This window comes from Streptomyces sp. NPDC001070 (genome assembly GCF_053598835.1).
This window is the reverse complement of sequence record NZ_JBSFLB010000046.1, coordinates 34,559-48,836: the sequence shown is the minus strand read 5'-3', so window position 1 is coordinate 48,836 and position 14,278 is coordinate 34,559. Positions and strand designations below refer to the sequence as shown.

The window sequence follows — 14,278 nt, the reverse complement described above, 5'->3', positions numbered from 1 at the left end:
TCGGTGAAAACGGCGTCCCGGTACTCGATCTCCTTGCGCCGTACGACCTCCAGGCCGTGCAGCATGACCTCGGTCCGGGCCCGGCCGTGGTGCTCCACGAAGCCGACGGCAAGGTCCGCACCACGCTCCATGCGCCGGTGGGCCTCGGAGAGCATGGCGTAGGTCTTGCCCACTCCGGGGGCCGCCCCCAGGTAGATGCGCAGCTTGCCACGAGCTATTGATCCCACGGAACACACTGTAGGACTAGCGAAGCGGACAAACTGGCTGATCAGGGACACCCCTGGCCTGTCTTGACGCCGCCTTAACGCTCGGCGGTTGCCTCTGCGCGTGAATGAGTCGTGCCCCGCGACCAACACTCGTCAACGTCCGAAAAGCCCCGTGGCCCTGAAGTACCGCAAGGTCCGACAAGCGGCGCCCGTTGGCGCCCCGACACATAAGGTGGCCTCGGCCCCGACACTCCGACGACGAGACGCATGAGAACAAACGCCAGGCAGCACGGTCAGGCCAACAGGTAGCGCCAGAGACGTGTCGGGCCGCGGCGGTCAGGGGGATCCGCGATGACAAGCGCTGCGGGAATGTTGGCCGGTGCCGGCCTCCCGTTGGCCGCGTCGACCGTTTGGCTGCCACCGGCAGCCGATGGCGTTCCCGGACAGCGGGACACGGGCTGATGATCGGGCCAGTGCCCCTCCTCGAAGTGGCCCTTACCGACTCCGAACGAACCGCTCAAGGGCATACCAGGGCACTCAGTCACATGAGGGGCGTCGCTTGACGCCGGTTTCGCTGGGCCCGGATCTCCACAAGCGAGATGACGATGACCGCCAGCGTCAGAGGAAAGGCGATCGTGTTGGCCACTTCGGGCCGGTCGACGGCCCGCAGCAGGCTCGCCGCGTTGGAGATCAGGAAAACGGACAGCGGCAGGTACCTCCGCCATGCCGGGATGCCGGACATGCGGGCGACGACCACGGAGCACCACAGGGTGAAGCAGAAGACGGCTATGCCGACGGCGGCGACCACGAACAACATTCCGAATTTCTCCCATCAACCGCCGAAACCAGATACAGGGGCGGTCTTGTTTTCTTGAAGGCTTGATGCGGAGGTGGTGCCCCGCGGCCGTGGACCGCGGGGCACCACCTTATTCATCGCCTGTCAGTGCGGGCTGTCAGCCCTTTGTGTAGACGATGTGGTAACTGGACACGTAATTCCATGAGGTCCTCGCCCAGCTCCAGCCGCCGGTGCGGGTCCACTTGATCCCGGTGAACGCGATCCGGTAGGTGGTGCGGTCGCGGTAGGAGTACTGGTAGCGGGTCTCGAAGGTGGCCAGGATCTTCTGCCGGCCCAGCCGTACCAGGCCACGACCTTGCACTTGAAGACGTACTGCTTGCGGTAGCGGTACTGGCGCTTCCAGGCGGTGATGGGCAGGGGGCCCTTGTCACCGCTGACCACGTCCCAGCTCCAATCAACCAAGGTCGCGCGGACGCCGACCGCAGCCACATTCCCCACGCCGACTCGCCCGGATGCTCCTCACCAGGCCCGACAACCTCAAGACCGAACATCACGACCTCCTGGCACGGCTCACCGCCGCCTACCCCGAGATGACCCAACTGGTCGCCCACACGGCGGACTTCACGCAGCTCCTGACGCCTCGCGAAGTAAACGCCGACGGGCTCTCGCGCTGGATCGTCCAGGTCCGCACAACCGATCTGCCCCATCTGCACTCCTTCGCCCGGCGCCTGGACCGAGACCGGGACGCAGTGATCGCCGCGCTCACGCTTCCCTACGGCAACGGCCCCACCGAGGGCGTCGACACCAAAACCAAGCGGATCGCGCGCCAGATGCACGGACGAGCAGGCTTCACCCTACTTCGCCGCCGCATCCTCCTCGGATAGCACCACCCTCCGTCACCACCGAATGCGAGACAGGGCCGTTAAGTTGACGCACCCTCTCCTGATCGTGCTGGTAGGCGGCGAGGAGAAAGAGCCAGATCTCGCTGACGGTGGGGAAGGGGGCGATCGCGTGCCTGAGTCGTTTGAGCGGGATCTCGCCGGCGACCGCGATGGTTGCCGAGTGCAGGAGCTCGCTGACGCCGGGGCCGACGAAGGTCGCTCCGAGGAGGACTTCCCGGTCGAGGTCGACGACCAGCCTGGCGTGGCCCTGGTAGCCGTCGGCGTAGAGTTTGGCGCCCTGGGCGGCGTTGAAATCGAGGTCGACGGTCTTGATGCGGTACCCGGAGCGCTCCGCCTGCTCGGCGCTCAGGCCCACCGCGGCCGCCTCGGGGTCGCTGAAGAAGACCTGGGGTACGGCGTGCTGGTCGGCGGTGGTGGCGTGGTCGCCCCAGGGCGTGTCGTCCAGCGGGCGACCGGCGGCGCGGGCACCGATGGCGTCGCCGGCGGTCCGGGCTTGGTACTTGCCCTGATGGGTGAGCAGGGCACGATGGTTGACGTCACCAAGGGCGTACAGCCAATCGCCGTCGACCCCCTGCACCAGACAGGTGGTGTCCACATCGAGCCAGGAGCCGGGGGTGAGGCCGACCGTTTCCAGGCCGATATCGTCGGTGGCGGGCGTGCGGCCGGTGGCGCACAAGACCTCGTCGACCTCCAGCTCGCCGCCGTCGTCGAGGGTGAGGGTGACCGGCCCCTCCGGGTCCGGGCGGCGCAGGGCGGTCACCTGGACGCCGATCCGCACATCCGCGCCCGCCTCTCTCAATCCCTGAGCGACCAGTTCGCCGGCGAAGGGTTCCATGCGGGGGATCAGGCGGCGCCGGACGAGCAGCGTGACCTGGGAGCCGAGGCCCTGCCAGAGAGTGGCCATCTCGATGCCGACTCCGCCGCCGCCGATGATGGCGAGGCGAGTGGGCACGCTGCTGGATTCGGTGCCCTGCCGGTTCGTCCAGGGACGGGCCTCGGCGATGCCCAGGATGTCGGGCAACGCCGGCCGGCTGCCGGTGGCGATGGCCACCGCGTGCCGGGCCGTGAGGGTCTGCCGGGCGCCGTCGTCACGGGTGACGCTGACTCGTCGGGGCCCGTCGAGCCGGCCGTGGCCACGGAAGAGGTCGGCTCCGATGGACTTGAGGAACAGAGCCTGTCTGGTGTCGTCCCAGTCGGAGACGGAGCGGTTGCGACGGGCGAAGACGCCATCGGCGTCGACCCGACCGGTGACGGCCTGCCGGGCACCGTCCACGCGCCGGGCGTCGGCCACCGCGATGACCGGCCGCAGCAGCGCCTTACTGGGCACGCACGCCCAGTACGCGCAGTCACCGCCGACCAGTTCCCGTTCCACGACCGCTACCGAGAGACCGGCGGCACGGGCGCGGTCGGCGACGTTCGCACCGGCCGGGCCTGCGCCCAGCACGACCACGTCGTAACGCGCGCCTGCCTGCGTTTCGCGCGATTCGCTCATGTTCTTCCTCGCATTCCTGGGAGTGTCTGACAACGGTCGAGGCTGTGGTGATACTGCCCGTCGGGCCCGGTCGGTCGGGCCCGGTCGGGCCGTCGGTCAGGCGTGGGTGCGGGGTGACGACCGGCCGTTCGGTGCCGGTGTTGGCGAGGACATTGCGGTAGTTCGTGAGGATGTTCAACGCCAGATTGCCCACGAGCTCGGCAATCTCGGCGTCGGTGACGCCCAGGGCCCGGCAGCCTTGAGCTGCGTCTCGCCGATGTGGCCGCGGGCAATGGCGTGGGCCAGGGCCAGCAGTGCGGCGGTGCGGGTCGGCGGACCCCGCGTGGCGGGCAGTTCCCCTGCGCCGACCTTGGCGACGCCCGCCCCTGTGTAGGTATGGGCGGACAGGCAGTAGGTGCAATTGTTGTACTCTGCGGTGGTGATCGCCAGCCGTTCCCGGACCGGGGCCGGGATCATGGTCCTCGGTCCGCCGCGTGGGCAGCACCCTCGTGACGATCAGCACGAGTAGCCGGAAACCATCACCAAGACCGGCGGCCGGCCCGTCCGTAGTCGAGCGGGATGCCCGCCTCGGGGAACCACAGCTCGATGATGTTGAGACCGCCTTTGGCGCGGTCCTTCTCGTCGACGCCTAGCCTCAGCGGCTCCACGCCGAGCTGCTCGACGACCTTGCTCAGCAGGCACCTCGCTGGCGGCCGGGCTTGGTCGCGCAGGTGTCGTGCCGCGACGGCGTGCTCGGGGTCGGTGATGATCTGGTGTCGGGCCCAGAAGCGGCCGTGGTGAGCGACCACGTCATTGCCGCAGGTCACGACGATGCTTTCGGTGTCCGTCCGGACGGTGATCCGGTGCCCGATCGCGCGGGGGTGGACGGAGTAGCCGCAGGTGTCGACGCGGATGTAGTGGTCGCGGCCGAGCCGGATGGTGCGCGGCCACCAGTTCGGCGGGGCGACCGGCGGCAGGGGGAGCATCGCCGACCGGTCCGCCTCTCAGCGGTCGACGGGGTGGGCGTCGATGCCGCGGTGTCGGCGCCGGTTGGCGACCTGCAGCCAGGCGATCAGCTGACCGTTGAAGTCCTCCGGGCCCGTGAAGAAGCGGCCGGGCAGGAAGCTGGTCTCCAGTAGCCGTTCGCCCGCTCGACCAGGCCTTTCGCCTCCGGGTCACGCGGCCGGCAGAAATGGATCCGGATCGCGAGCAGGCCGGCGGGAACCGCGAACTCGGTCGTCGGCCTGCCCCTGCCGACAGCGGGCTCGTTGTCCCAGACCAGCATCCTGGGAACCGCCTGCAAGCCGGACAGCAGCTGCCTGTGTCCGTCGGTCAAATCGGCGATGGTCGGGACGGCAGCATTCTCGCGGTAATCACCCGCGAGTAACCCGACACCATCACCAGCACCGGCGGTCGCCCCGTCTGCCCATAGCCGAGGGGATGTCCACCGCCGGGAACCACAGATCACACTACTGAGTAAGTTCGCCCGGCTGATAGACCGTCCGCGAGACCGGGTCGACCGGCATATAGACCGGCCGCAATTGCCTCACCCGTTCACGCAGGATCGCCAGCCCACGGCCCCAACCGATCCGCTCCGCGATCACCGTGACCGGCATCGTCGGGGTCTGTCTTCGACAACTCCCGGATCGCCGGCTCGACCGCGTCCACCGCCGAGCCCTTGATCGCCCGCCGGTACTGCGGTGGGCGATCCGAAGCCAACGCCCGCAGCACGGTTCCCCGGGAAATCCCCAGCTCACGGGCCACCGCCCGGGCGGACAACCCCTCGCTGCGATGCAACCGACGGATCTCGGCCCAGTCCTCCACGCGGATCACCCTCGCTTCCTCCTGACTCCAGCACCGCTGAAGCCAGAATGATCACGAGACCGCAGACTGGCCCGATTTTGATCGCTACCCGTGGCCCTCATTTCAACCGTCGCCGACACGCACATCCGGCCGCTCTCGTCGCCGGGAAGCGCACAGTGCAGGTGGGGAGACACCCTGCTCCCGTCCGGCACCTCACAGACCAGCGTCTCCTGCCGTATGAGCCTCAGTGTGACGGGCGTCGAGGCGTGGCGGACAGCGTTGGTGACCATCTCCCTGGCGATCAGCACTGTCCCCAGCTGGACGCCCTCTCCTGGACCCACGCGTCCCGTTGGCGCTGCACTAGGTCCCACGCGGTGCCGACGACGGCGATGCCTCGCGAAAGCCCAGACCGCCAGGTAGTCGAGACCCAGCGTCACGGTGCACGCCACGACCAGCCAGGCCGTCGCCGGACGCGACGGCGCCAGGACGACCCCTGCCGCCTGGAAGCATGCGTCCACATCCGTGCCCGGCCTGTCGAGGGCGACTGGCAACGCAGCGTCGCCGCTGCGGCCGGGCACGGGCGATGGGGGCAGTTCGGGCAACCCTTCCTCGTCCTCCCGTCCCCGCTGTGAGGGGAGGCAGCCGGGCTCGCGACCGTCGGCCGATTCTGACCACCACGTCAACGGTCCGCCCGTGCACCGCACCCTGGGCTGGCCCTCACCCGCGGTCCCTGCACCGCTGCGACACGGTAAGAGACCGGGCGATGCATGACGCAAATAGGGCATAAGAGACACTCCAGCACCATCTGGGAGGTAGGCATGCCGGAGTACAGCAAGAGCCCACAGCGCATCTCACAGCTCACCGACCTGCAGTACCGTGTGACCCAGCGAGACGAGACGGAGCCCTCGTTCTCCAACGCCTACTGGGACAACAGGGCACCCGGTATCTATGTGGACATCGTGTCCGGGGAGCCCCTCTTCGCCTCGGTCGACAAGTACGACAGCAGGACCGGCTGGCCCAGCTTCACGAGGCCTCTGGGGTCAGGCCACGTCGTCGAGAGGCTCGACACCAGCCACGGCATGGTCCGTGTCGAAGTACGGTCGGCTCAAGGGGACAGCCACCTCGGGCACCTGTTCCCGGACGGGCCCGGCGACCGCGGAGGACTGCGGTACTGCATCAACTCCGCCTCGCTGCGCTTCATCCCCCTGGAGGATCTGGAGCAGGAGGGCTACGGCCAGTACCTGAGCGTCTTCGAGACGACGGAAGAGGACGCCGCCGAGAGCCGATGACCGGCAACCAGGGCGGGGCCCCGGAGCCCGAACGGCACGGCGGCTCGGCGCCCCGTCTTGCGGCTCGGGGCTCAGTAAGGCCCCACCGATACCGTGTACAGCAGTACGGAAAGCGCTCATGTGCTGCGGCGCCCAAGGGTTCGAGTCACCTCCACGGAGCGGAGCCGGCCCAGACAATAGAGCCGATCCCCTCCAATGGGGTCACCTTCCGCCGCGCTGAGCCAGAAGACGCCCGCCGGACCGCACGAGCAACGGCACCGTCGGGCCCGGGAGAAGGACCGCACAGTGACCAGGAACATCGACAGCCTGCACCCGGAAGACGGCGCGATCGTGCCGCCTGACCAGATCCCCACCGCTGTCACCGCAGGCCGCCTGGCCTACGGCGATGGCACGACCCAGACCTTCCGACCCGACGGAAGCACCTCCTACTTCGAGGCAGGACGCCAGACGGAGGGCACCTGGTCCGTCGACGACAATGGCCGCTTCTGCTCCTTCTGGCCGCCCTCCTACCAAGCGTCCTACGATCTGCGATGGGTGGTGGAAGGGGGAGCAGTCGTCGGCCTTCGGTTCTCCGACCTGAGGAGCGGTACCAGCTTCGACGGCCGTTTCCAGTAGCCCTAGGTTCCGCCTGAGCCGGCAAGCCCGAGAGGTGGCCGACCAGCTTTTAGCGGCCATCCCTTCCGCTCGGTGGTGGGCACCACCGAGCGGAAGGACGGCCGTTCTTGCCGCCCCGACGGCGACGGCGCGCCATCCGCAGGGCCGGCCATGGGCGGCTCAGTCGGCGCCCATGGGGATCGACAGCACTGTGATGCCGCTAAACACGTTTCAACATCGCCGACGGCACCGTCATCGGTGAACTCCACCGCCGGCACCAGGCGGTGGAGTCCAAGAGGTTCCTGGTCACGATAGACAAGGCGGTCCCCGACGGGCTCGACGTGCACCTGGTCTGCGACAACTACGCCACCCACAACACCCCCGAGATCAAGGCGTGGCTGAGCAGACACCCCCGGTTCCACGTCCACTTCACACTTATTGGCTCGTCCTGGATCAACCAGGTGCGGTGGTTCGGCCTGCCGACCGACAAGCTCATCCGCCGCGGTGTCCACACCTCGGTAAAGGCCCTGGAAGACGACATCAGAGCCTGGATCGACGGCTGGAACAACAACCCCAGACCCTTCGTCTTGACCAAGGCCGCCGACGAAATCCCAAGTCCCTCGCCGAATACCTCGGCAAAATCGCGTCTCCGCCTGCCAAACCAGGCGGAGAGAGTTAGCCTCGCCATTTTTGGCCCACGACATTAGAGTGGAACGAGTCGACAAGAAGCCCAGAAACGGTTTGAAGCCACCAGTCGGACCCGATGGGCGACCAGTATCGAGTATTCATGCTGGTCGCCGATGACTTTTCATGCCAACCAGAATCGGACACACGATGAGCGATGTAACATACACCAATCTGCGATTCGACCCCGACCTGACGTCGTTTCACTCCCTCGCCGGGCAGATGGCAAAAGTCTTCGGATACAAGGCCGAGCTCACCATCGACGGTCAACTCGCCCAACTGATCCGGTTGCGTGTCGCACAGCTTACGCCCTGTTCCTACTGCCTGATCCTGCATACGAGAACGGCACTCGAAAAGGGAATCAACCCGGACAAGGTCGCGCACCTCGCGAGCTGGCGTCAGAGCGAGATGTTCCACGCATCCGAACGGGCCGCTCTGGCGTATTGCGAAGGGCTGACGGATTATGACCTGAACGCGTTTCCGGCCCTGCACGAAGAGCTGATCAACCACTTCAACGAGACCGAGGTCGCGGAGCTCGCCGCCGTCATCATCAACATGAATGTCTGGACGCGACTGAAGCTCGCCCAAGGCGCCATACCTCACACCGCAGATGACGACGTGGATCCGATATCCAGCTGAGCGAGAGTGTCAATTCTAGCCTCGATCTCTCGTGACGGTCCGTCGGTTGTTCTGGCGGGCCGTTTCGGCTTCGTGCGCGGTGGTGGGCATACCCGCGGTCCGACTGTCGCGTCGGGTGGGCACCGGGTTGATCGCCCACAGTGTCAGCGCCCGCTGGTGGTGTCGCGCGCGGTGCGAGTGGCGATGAAGGCCGAGCGGTTGATGTCGACGGCGTCGTTCCACTTGGGGTGGTCATGGACGTAGTCGGCGACAAAACCACAGTAGATGCCCACCTTGGACGGACTTTCCGACAGGTCTTCCAGGGCGTAGCGCGCCAGGGCCGACGCGATGCCCCGATGCCGTTGGTCTGGGTCCACGTAAGAGTGGGTGAGCGTGACACGTCCGCCGGCAGTCTCGTAGGCCAGGCTGCCGACGACCTGGCCATCGAGCAGTGCCTCGAAGAGGCGGGTGGTCTCGTCCTTGCGTACCTCGACGGCAGCCGGTGATGGCTCCATGTTCTCTTTCCGCCGTTCGTCTTCGGCCGATGGGTCCCGAGTGGTCCTCACCACGCACGAAGGGACTATATAGTCCAAGTTCTTCAAGATTACCGCAGGATCTACAGACGGCAAAACGTCGACTGGACTATAGGGTCCGAAGGCTGTCGAAGGGCGGCGTGACGAGACGGCAGAGGGGTAAGGCGACGAGCAGCGAAGAGCGGGTGCCGGCAACCGGGCAGCTGATCGACAACGTCGATGAAGGCCGCTTTGAGCTCCGCCGTGACGACGACCTGGACGGCCGGCTCTATTGCACCCACCTGAAGCCCAACCGATACGCCCTTCGGCACACTGAGGTCGAGTCGGGTCATCAGCATCAGGGTGTGGGGGGCGCGCTGGTGCGGCGGGTGTTCGACGAGATGCGCACCCGTGGGGGCACGATCACCGCGCTCTGCTCCTTTGTGGTCGACTACCTCTCGCGCACGGCTGCTTATGCCGATCTGGTCGACGCCCGCCACCCGGGCTACGCCGATCGTGCTGCTGCCGAGTCAGCGCGGGCGGCGGCCGGTGGCTGAGACTACCGGGCCACAGTCAGGAGATCCCTCCGAGGAGTCCCGCAGCGGCCTCACGACGTGCTGCCTCGCGCTCCTGGTGGCGGAATACAACGACCTGGCCGCTGACCAGGGTGATTCGGCACGGCCGGCCAACGCCGATGAGCTCACGTCCTCGATCGCCCGTAGTGTCAAGACACGGGTAAGAAGCCGAGTCCACCCGACGCCAACCTCCGGCCGAATCCGCGAGCCGGCTGTGAGCGCACCAGTTGGACGCCCGACTGAAGCCGGCCGTCCCAACCGGTGATCGCGACGTGGAGAGCCGTCGCGCAAGGGACGGGTTCCTCGGGGGCTCACGCGGGCGGGCACCGGGACGGATGTGGCCTCGGCAAAGGGATCGATGAAGGGAAAGACCGATGAAGGCAGTGGTTGGGGAGACCGTCGTAGCCCAGGCCGCGAGCGATGCGGTAGTAGGCACCGGTCCGGGACCCGCTGGAGCCGACCGCGACACGGAACTGCCCGCACTGCCAGCAGCCGATCACGATCGTCGCGCTGCTGGCCACCCCGGAGGCCGCGAGGCCGCGAGGCCGACCATGCCCCACCACCGCACCGACGTCGTCCCACTGAGGCGGACGCCCTGAGCAGGCCCTCCATCCGTCCCCGGCTCACAGATCGAGTTGGGGACGGTCGGGGTCGAGGAGATCGGGGTCCTGGCGAACCAGTGCGTCCTCGAATGCCTCCCAGCCCTTCTCGCGAATGAAGGCGGTCTCCTCAGCCGTGATGGGGATCAGCCAGACGATGGCGACATCACTGCCGTTCTCGACGGTGACCGAGAAGAAGTCGTCGTCGAAGTAGACAGGCAGCCCTGCATAGAGGCACGTCATGACTCCACCGGGCAGCGGAGCGGGAAGCGGAAGCACGTCGCCGCGCAGGATCGCCCGGCCGCTCGCCACCAGCTGCCCGGCGACGTATTCCAGAACCTCGGGAAAGTGCCCATAGCCCGTAGTGCGGCTGGCGTTCTCGCAGGCCAGCAGCTCCAAGTGGAAGTGACGGTCCGAAGTCGGGTCCCACAACGGAGTACGAGACAGGCCGATCGTCGCGAACGCCTGGGCGCCCGAGAGCTGACCCTCCCGGAAACACGCCACCGGAGGAGTGCCCTCCGGGGCGCCTGCGGGCGGGGACCAGGCACCGAGCATGCGCCCGAGTCTGCTCTCAAGATGGTCTATGAGCTCCGGCATCAGGTCTCCAGTCTGGCTTCCGAGCACGTCAGGGCCCGGCGATGACCAATGATCCCCTGGACAGTAACGATCACGCAGAGACGGGGGCCAGTCAGGTCGAACCACGCGCACCATCCCGACTGCCCCTCACCGACCATGAGGGCCCGGCGACCTTCGGTCGCCGGGCCCCAACATCTCGCCGAGGCTCCACGATCGCTGATCTGGGCCATCCCCAGTCGCATGAAAGCCGGACCATCCGAGGAAGAAGATCCAGGCTGGCCGATTTCAAGAATCGCCATCAGCGCCGAGGGCTTGGTGAGCCTGGTCGAGCAAGGGGATCCGATCGCGGTCGCGGTACCGGCCGGTGCGGATCCGATAGATCAGTCGTGGTGCCCGTCCGGGGCTGTAGCAGGCCAGGGCGGCCATGGACAGTTTCGGCTGGCGGCCCTTGACCACGGTGAGCACCGGAGTCTGCCCGGCCGGCGACCAGGTTCGGACAACGGCGCCGGTCGGCGACGTTCCGGCCTCGTCCTGGAAGCAGAACCAGGCGCCGCGGACCCCCCTTTTCCGATCTTCGGCCACTGGGTCTCCACTCGTTCCCGGATCGCGTCCGCGTCGCGTTCGGCGGCTTGGCGGGCGGGCACTTGCGGGGGTGAAGCCCATCCGGTGCAGCAGCCGGCTCACCCCCGACAATGATCCGTAGACCACCGAGAACCGTTCGATGATCACGCGGCCAGCCGCGTCAGGGTCCAGCCATCGGTGGCGAATCCGTAGTTTTTGGCCCCGGCCCGCAACGGTTCCCGCAGGTCCTGACGCTGGGCCTCGTCCAGAGCACACTGCGCGCCGGCGATCCCGCGTCCAAGGAGAGCGTCCGAGCCGCCCTCGCTCCAGGCGTAATGCCAGTTGTGCACCGCCTGCGCACTCACCCCCGGCAGGCGTGCGATCTCCGCATCCGACCGCCCACCTTGTTCGAATAACTGGCCCGCCGCCAGACGCCTTTGCTCCCGCACCCGGTGAAAGGCACCGGCCCCTCGCCCAGTGCCCATGAATACGGCATAGCACCAGCCACATGATCAGCCAAGGTCAGTGAGCCGGGGATACAAACAGAGCGCCTCGTGGCGCACAAGGTTCGTTCGACGACCCAGCGGGTCTTGCCCAGGCCGGAGCCGTGCGCGACGCCGCGCCGCGCGATGAGGGGTTTGATGCCGCGCTGCCGCAGCAGTCGGTGGTACTTGTCGTGGTCGTAGCCCCGGTCGGCGTGGAGCCGTCGGGCCGTCTGGCCGGCCCGCCGACCAGGCCGGCCATCGCGGGGCCCCTCCAGCAGGGGAATCAGCATCGACCATACGGCCGACGCCTCAACCCGCCGACCGACGAGATTCGGCACTGGGGAAGTGCGGTCGATAGCTGCGGGAGACCTCGTGCACCTTACGGAGGCCCAGGAACCCGAGGACGACCGCGGTCACGATGGCCGTGGCGCAGGCGACCAGGGTCGGCAAGGTGTCCCCGGCGCCGGCGGCCTCGCAGACCACCGCGGCGAGCACGCCGGAGACCACGGAGTCGATGGCGCCGACGACAACAGGTGAGCCGGACAGCCAGTGCGTCACCCCGATATGGCGACGGAAGCTGTAGGTCGTCCAGATCCCTGGCGGGTCGTCGTGGTGGCTCGCGATGAAGTACGGCTCAAGCTCCGGTGCCAGCTCGACGTACGCGTGCCGCAGCCGGTTCATGCCGATGATCAGCCAGGTGTCCTCGATGTCCGCCTCGATCAGCCGGAAGTACGTCCCGAACCCGACGAGCAGGACGACCGGCAGCACCAGCAACGCGAACGTCGTGAACCCGGACCCGAACCCGGTCGCGTTGGCCACCAGCGAGAGTGCCACCACCGCGGCCGACAGCACCGTCAGATACGTCCCGGTCCGGCTGAAGATCTCCTGCCACGTGGCGCTGCGCGTCGCCAGCAAACTCCAGTGCTCGGTCGCCAGAAACTGCGCATGCGGCGTCCCGACATCAACATCCTTGAGTTCTCTCATCCCCCAAGTGTGACCTCGGTCGTCGACGACTGTGAAAGGGCCCGCCAGTGATGTCAGCGATGAGTTCGACGAAGAACTTCCCGTGGGGGAGGTCATCGATCGAGATACGTCCCACATCCAGGGCACCGCGGACCCCGCCACCTATCTGAGCCTGGATCGCAGGCTCTGCGCCTTGTCGGCGAGTGCGCCGGAACAGGATAGCGGCAGCATGCCTCGCGGCGGTCTCGCGTGACGGCGGCCGTGGAAGGCGCCCCCGAACCCGGACGCCCCAACCGGAGCCCGAGACACGCGCCCGGCCGGTCCCCCACCGGGTGCAACCAGCCTGCTCGTGCAACCTTTAGGGGGCAGAGGCGAGTCCGCACTGCCTGGACCGGCGGGCCGGTGCAGAGCCGGGCGACACCGCGCTCAAGTGAGCACGGTCTTCTTGCCGCCGGCCTGCCCGCTGGACACTCGGGCGAAGGCGTCCGGCCCCTCGCTCAGTGGGAGCACTTCCACGTTCTGCTTTAGCTTGCCCTCCGCGACCGCCTCCGCGAGTTGGGCAAGCTGAGCGGCGTCAGGCCAGACGTCGAGGGCCTTCCTACCGCGAGATCGCGGAAACGATAGGGACAACGTGGGCGCCGTGATGTCACGCATCCCCAGGGAGCGCCGGCAGCCCGGCTGGCTGCTGCCGCCGCACACGCCCCAGCTACACACAACGTGACCGCCCGCCACCGGCCTGGAGGGTCGAAGGCCTCCGCGGCAGGCCTGCTCACCAGCCAGCTGCGACAGTGCGGGTACGGGAAAGCGCGCCGCACGCTGCGCGCGAGTCGCTCGTCGAAATAGGCCGGAACCCGTCCCTGAAATCCCGGGGATACGGGCACGGCGAAAGAGGAAACAGCGACTTCGAGTAGACGGCCGGTAGATGGTCACGTGATTCGCTTGTCCGCACAAGAGCCCTGAGGACAGAACCATGCACTGTGCAGACATTGAAAAATCGTGCCGCCCTGCTCCGGACGCACAGGCCGGAGCCGGCGGCAGCGCACCGGCAGCAGGACTCGCCACGAGCCGAGGGCAACTCGACCCCGAGTCCGCCGCCTGGGTGGACGCGCTGGAGGGCGGCCGTGGGCCGCGGTACGAACAGGCCTGCACGCGGCTTCACGAACTGCTGGTGCGGAGCGCCATGGACGAGGTGTTCCGCCCGGGGGCCCCGTTACCGAATTGTCGGGCCCGAGCTGAACGATCTCGCCCACCAGGCTGCAGCCGACGCACTGATGAGAATTACGAACAAAATTCAGCAATTTCGGGGCGATGCCAGGTTCACCACATGGGCATTCCGATTTGTCGTACCTGAAGTGTCCGACGTGCTGGGCCGCCACTTCTGGCATGTTTCAAACACCCGGTTCGACTTTGACGAATGGGCGCAAGTGCCCGACCGCTCCGGTATCGACCCGGTCAGCCACTGGCAGGCGCGAGAGCTGGTCGAAGCCGCGCGGGACGCGGTCGAGACGGCACTGACCGCCCGCCAGCGGCAGGTCTTCACCGCCGTCGTCAACGGGGTCCCCCTGAACGCTCGCCAGCGAGCTGGCGACGAACCGGAACGCGCTCTACAAGACGATGTTCGACGCCCGTAGGAAACTGCGGGCT

Annotated in this window: 15 protein-coding genes and 5 pseudogenes; 7 read left to right on the top strand and 13 right to left on the bottom strand. The window is 67.3% G+C overall.

Going from position 1 to position 14,278, the window contains the following annotated elements; genetic code table 11:
• From ACWDAS_RS37335 to ACWDAS_RS37325, 3 genes and pseudogenes are all read right to left on the bottom strand, one after another.
• Positions 1-218 (bottom strand): annotated as a pseudogene (locus tag ACWDAS_RS37335) (sensor histidine kinase KdpD); the annotation flags it as partial.
• 529 nt (positions 219-747) lie between these two features.
• Complete coding sequence (locus ACWDAS_RS37330; RefSeq protein ID WP_450399843.1) at positions 748-1,023, bottom strand: hypothetical protein; 276 nt, start codon at positions 1,021-1,023, stop codon at positions 748-750.
• A 136-nt stretch (positions 1,024-1,159) separates the two neighbouring features.
• Complete coding sequence (locus ACWDAS_RS37325) at positions 1,160-1,363, bottom strand: hypothetical protein (protein ID WP_450399841.1); 204 nt, start codon at positions 1,361-1,363, stop codon at positions 1,160-1,162.
• 92 nt (positions 1,364-1,455) lie between these two features.
• Between ACWDAS_RS37325 and ACWDAS_RS37320 the strand changes: the two are divergent.
• A pseudogene (locus ACWDAS_RS37320) lies at positions 1,456-1,886 on the top strand (ISL3 family transposase); the annotation flags it as partial.
• On the opposite strand, the gene ACWDAS_RS37315 reads toward ACWDAS_RS37320, so the two are convergent.
• The 3 genes and pseudogenes from ACWDAS_RS37315 to istA all read right to left on the bottom strand — a co-directional run bounded on the left by ACWDAS_RS37315 (position 1,852) and on the right by istA (position 5,208).
• Positions 1,852-3,396: a dihydrolipoyl dehydrogenase family protein gene (locus ACWDAS_RS37315; protein WP_450399839.1), complete on the bottom strand. Its 1,545-nt coding sequence runs from the start codon at positions 3,394-3,396 to the stop codon at positions 1,852-1,854. The pseudogene ACWDAS_RS37320 and the gene ACWDAS_RS37315 sit on opposite strands and share 35 nt — an antisense overlap.
• Positions 3,397-3,570: 174 nt before the next feature.
• Entirely contained in the window at positions 3,571-3,852 is a 282-nt protein-coding gene (locus ACWDAS_RS37310) for a hypothetical protein (RefSeq protein ID WP_450399838.1), read from the bottom strand.
• Between the two features lie 62 nt (positions 3,853-3,914).
• Positions 3,915-5,208, bottom strand: a pseudogene (gene istA / locus ACWDAS_RS37305) (IS21 family transposase).
• A 788-nt stretch (positions 5,209-5,996) separates the two neighbouring features.
• Between istA and msrB the strand changes: the two are divergent.
• The 4 genes and pseudogenes from msrB (at position 5,997) to ACWDAS_RS37285 (ending at position 8,384) form a co-directional block, all read left to right on the top strand.
• Complete coding sequence (gene msrB / locus ACWDAS_RS37300) at positions 5,997-6,467, top strand: peptide-methionine (R)-S-oxide reductase MsrB (RefSeq protein WP_450399837.1); 471 nt, start codon at positions 5,997-5,999, stop codon at positions 6,465-6,467.
• Positions 6,468-6,752: 285 nt separating this feature from the next.
• On the top strand, positions 6,753-7,082 hold the full coding sequence (locus ACWDAS_RS37295) for a hypothetical protein (protein WP_450399835.1): 330 nt from the start codon (positions 6,753-6,755) through the stop codon (positions 7,080-7,082).
• Positions 7,083-7,297: 215 nt separating this feature from the next.
• Positions 7,298-7,740 (top strand): annotated as a pseudogene (locus tag ACWDAS_RS37290) (IS630 family transposase); the annotation flags it as partial.
• 155 nt (positions 7,741-7,895) lie between these two features.
• On the top strand, positions 7,896-8,384 hold the full coding sequence (locus ACWDAS_RS37285) for a carboxymuconolactone decarboxylase family protein (RefSeq protein ID WP_450399832.1): 489 nt from the start codon (positions 7,896-7,898) through the stop codon (positions 8,382-8,384).
• Positions 8,385-8,527: 143 nt separating this feature from the next.
• On the opposite strand, the gene ACWDAS_RS37280 is transcribed toward ACWDAS_RS37285, so the two are convergent.
• On the bottom strand, positions 8,528-8,878 hold the full coding sequence (locus ACWDAS_RS37280) for a GNAT family N-acetyltransferase (RefSeq protein ID WP_450399831.1): 351 nt from the start codon (positions 8,876-8,878) through the stop codon (positions 8,528-8,530).
• Between the two features lie 158 nt (positions 8,879-9,036).
• Between ACWDAS_RS37280 and ACWDAS_RS37275 the strand changes: the two genes are divergently transcribed.
• Complete coding sequence (locus ACWDAS_RS37275) at positions 9,037-9,432, top strand: GNAT family N-acetyltransferase (RefSeq protein WP_450399828.1); 396 nt, start codon at positions 9,037-9,039, stop codon at positions 9,430-9,432.
• A 641-nt stretch (positions 9,433-10,073) separates the two neighbouring features.
• Here ACWDAS_RS37275 and ACWDAS_RS37270 read toward each other — a convergent pair.
• The 6 genes and pseudogenes from ACWDAS_RS37270 to ACWDAS_RS37245 form a co-directional block, all read right to left on the bottom strand.
• Positions 10,074-10,646 carry a suppressor of fused domain protein gene (locus ACWDAS_RS37270; RefSeq protein WP_450399825.1) on the bottom strand — a complete coding sequence of 191 codons (573 nt, stop codon included), beginning with the start codon at positions 10,644-10,646 and terminating at the stop codon, positions 10,074-10,076.
• Between the two features lie 264 nt (positions 10,647-10,910).
• A complete protein-coding gene (locus tag ACWDAS_RS37265; RefSeq protein ID WP_450399822.1) occupies positions 10,911-11,207 on the bottom strand; it encodes a hypothetical protein in 297 nt (98 codons plus the stop codon).
• A 143-nt stretch (positions 11,208-11,350) separates the two neighbouring features.
• Entirely contained in the window at positions 11,351-11,671 is a 321-nt protein-coding gene (locus tag ACWDAS_RS37260) for a helix-turn-helix domain-containing protein (RefSeq protein WP_450399820.1), read from the bottom strand.
• 80 nt (positions 11,672-11,751) lie between these two features.
• Positions 11,752-11,955, bottom strand: a pseudogene (locus ACWDAS_RS37255) (IS5/IS1182 family transposase); the annotation flags it as partial.
• Between the two features lie 25 nt (positions 11,956-11,980).
• Positions 11,981-12,655: a hypothetical protein gene (locus tag ACWDAS_RS37250; protein ID WP_450399818.1), complete on the bottom strand. Its 675-nt coding sequence runs from the start codon at positions 12,653-12,655 to the stop codon at positions 11,981-11,983.
• Positions 12,656-13,060: 405 nt separating this feature from the next.
• Entirely contained in the window at positions 13,061-13,288 is a 228-nt protein-coding gene (locus tag ACWDAS_RS37245) for a zinc-binding dehydrogenase (protein ID WP_450399815.1), read from the bottom strand.
• 698 nt (positions 13,289-13,986) lie between these two features.
• On the opposite strand from ACWDAS_RS37245, the gene ACWDAS_RS37240 reads away from it, so the two are divergent.
• On the top strand, positions 13,987-14,265 hold the full coding sequence (locus tag ACWDAS_RS37240) for a hypothetical protein (protein ID WP_450399813.1): 279 nt from the start codon (positions 13,987-13,989) through the stop codon (positions 14,263-14,265).
• Positions 14,266-14,278 lie beyond the last annotated feature (13 nt).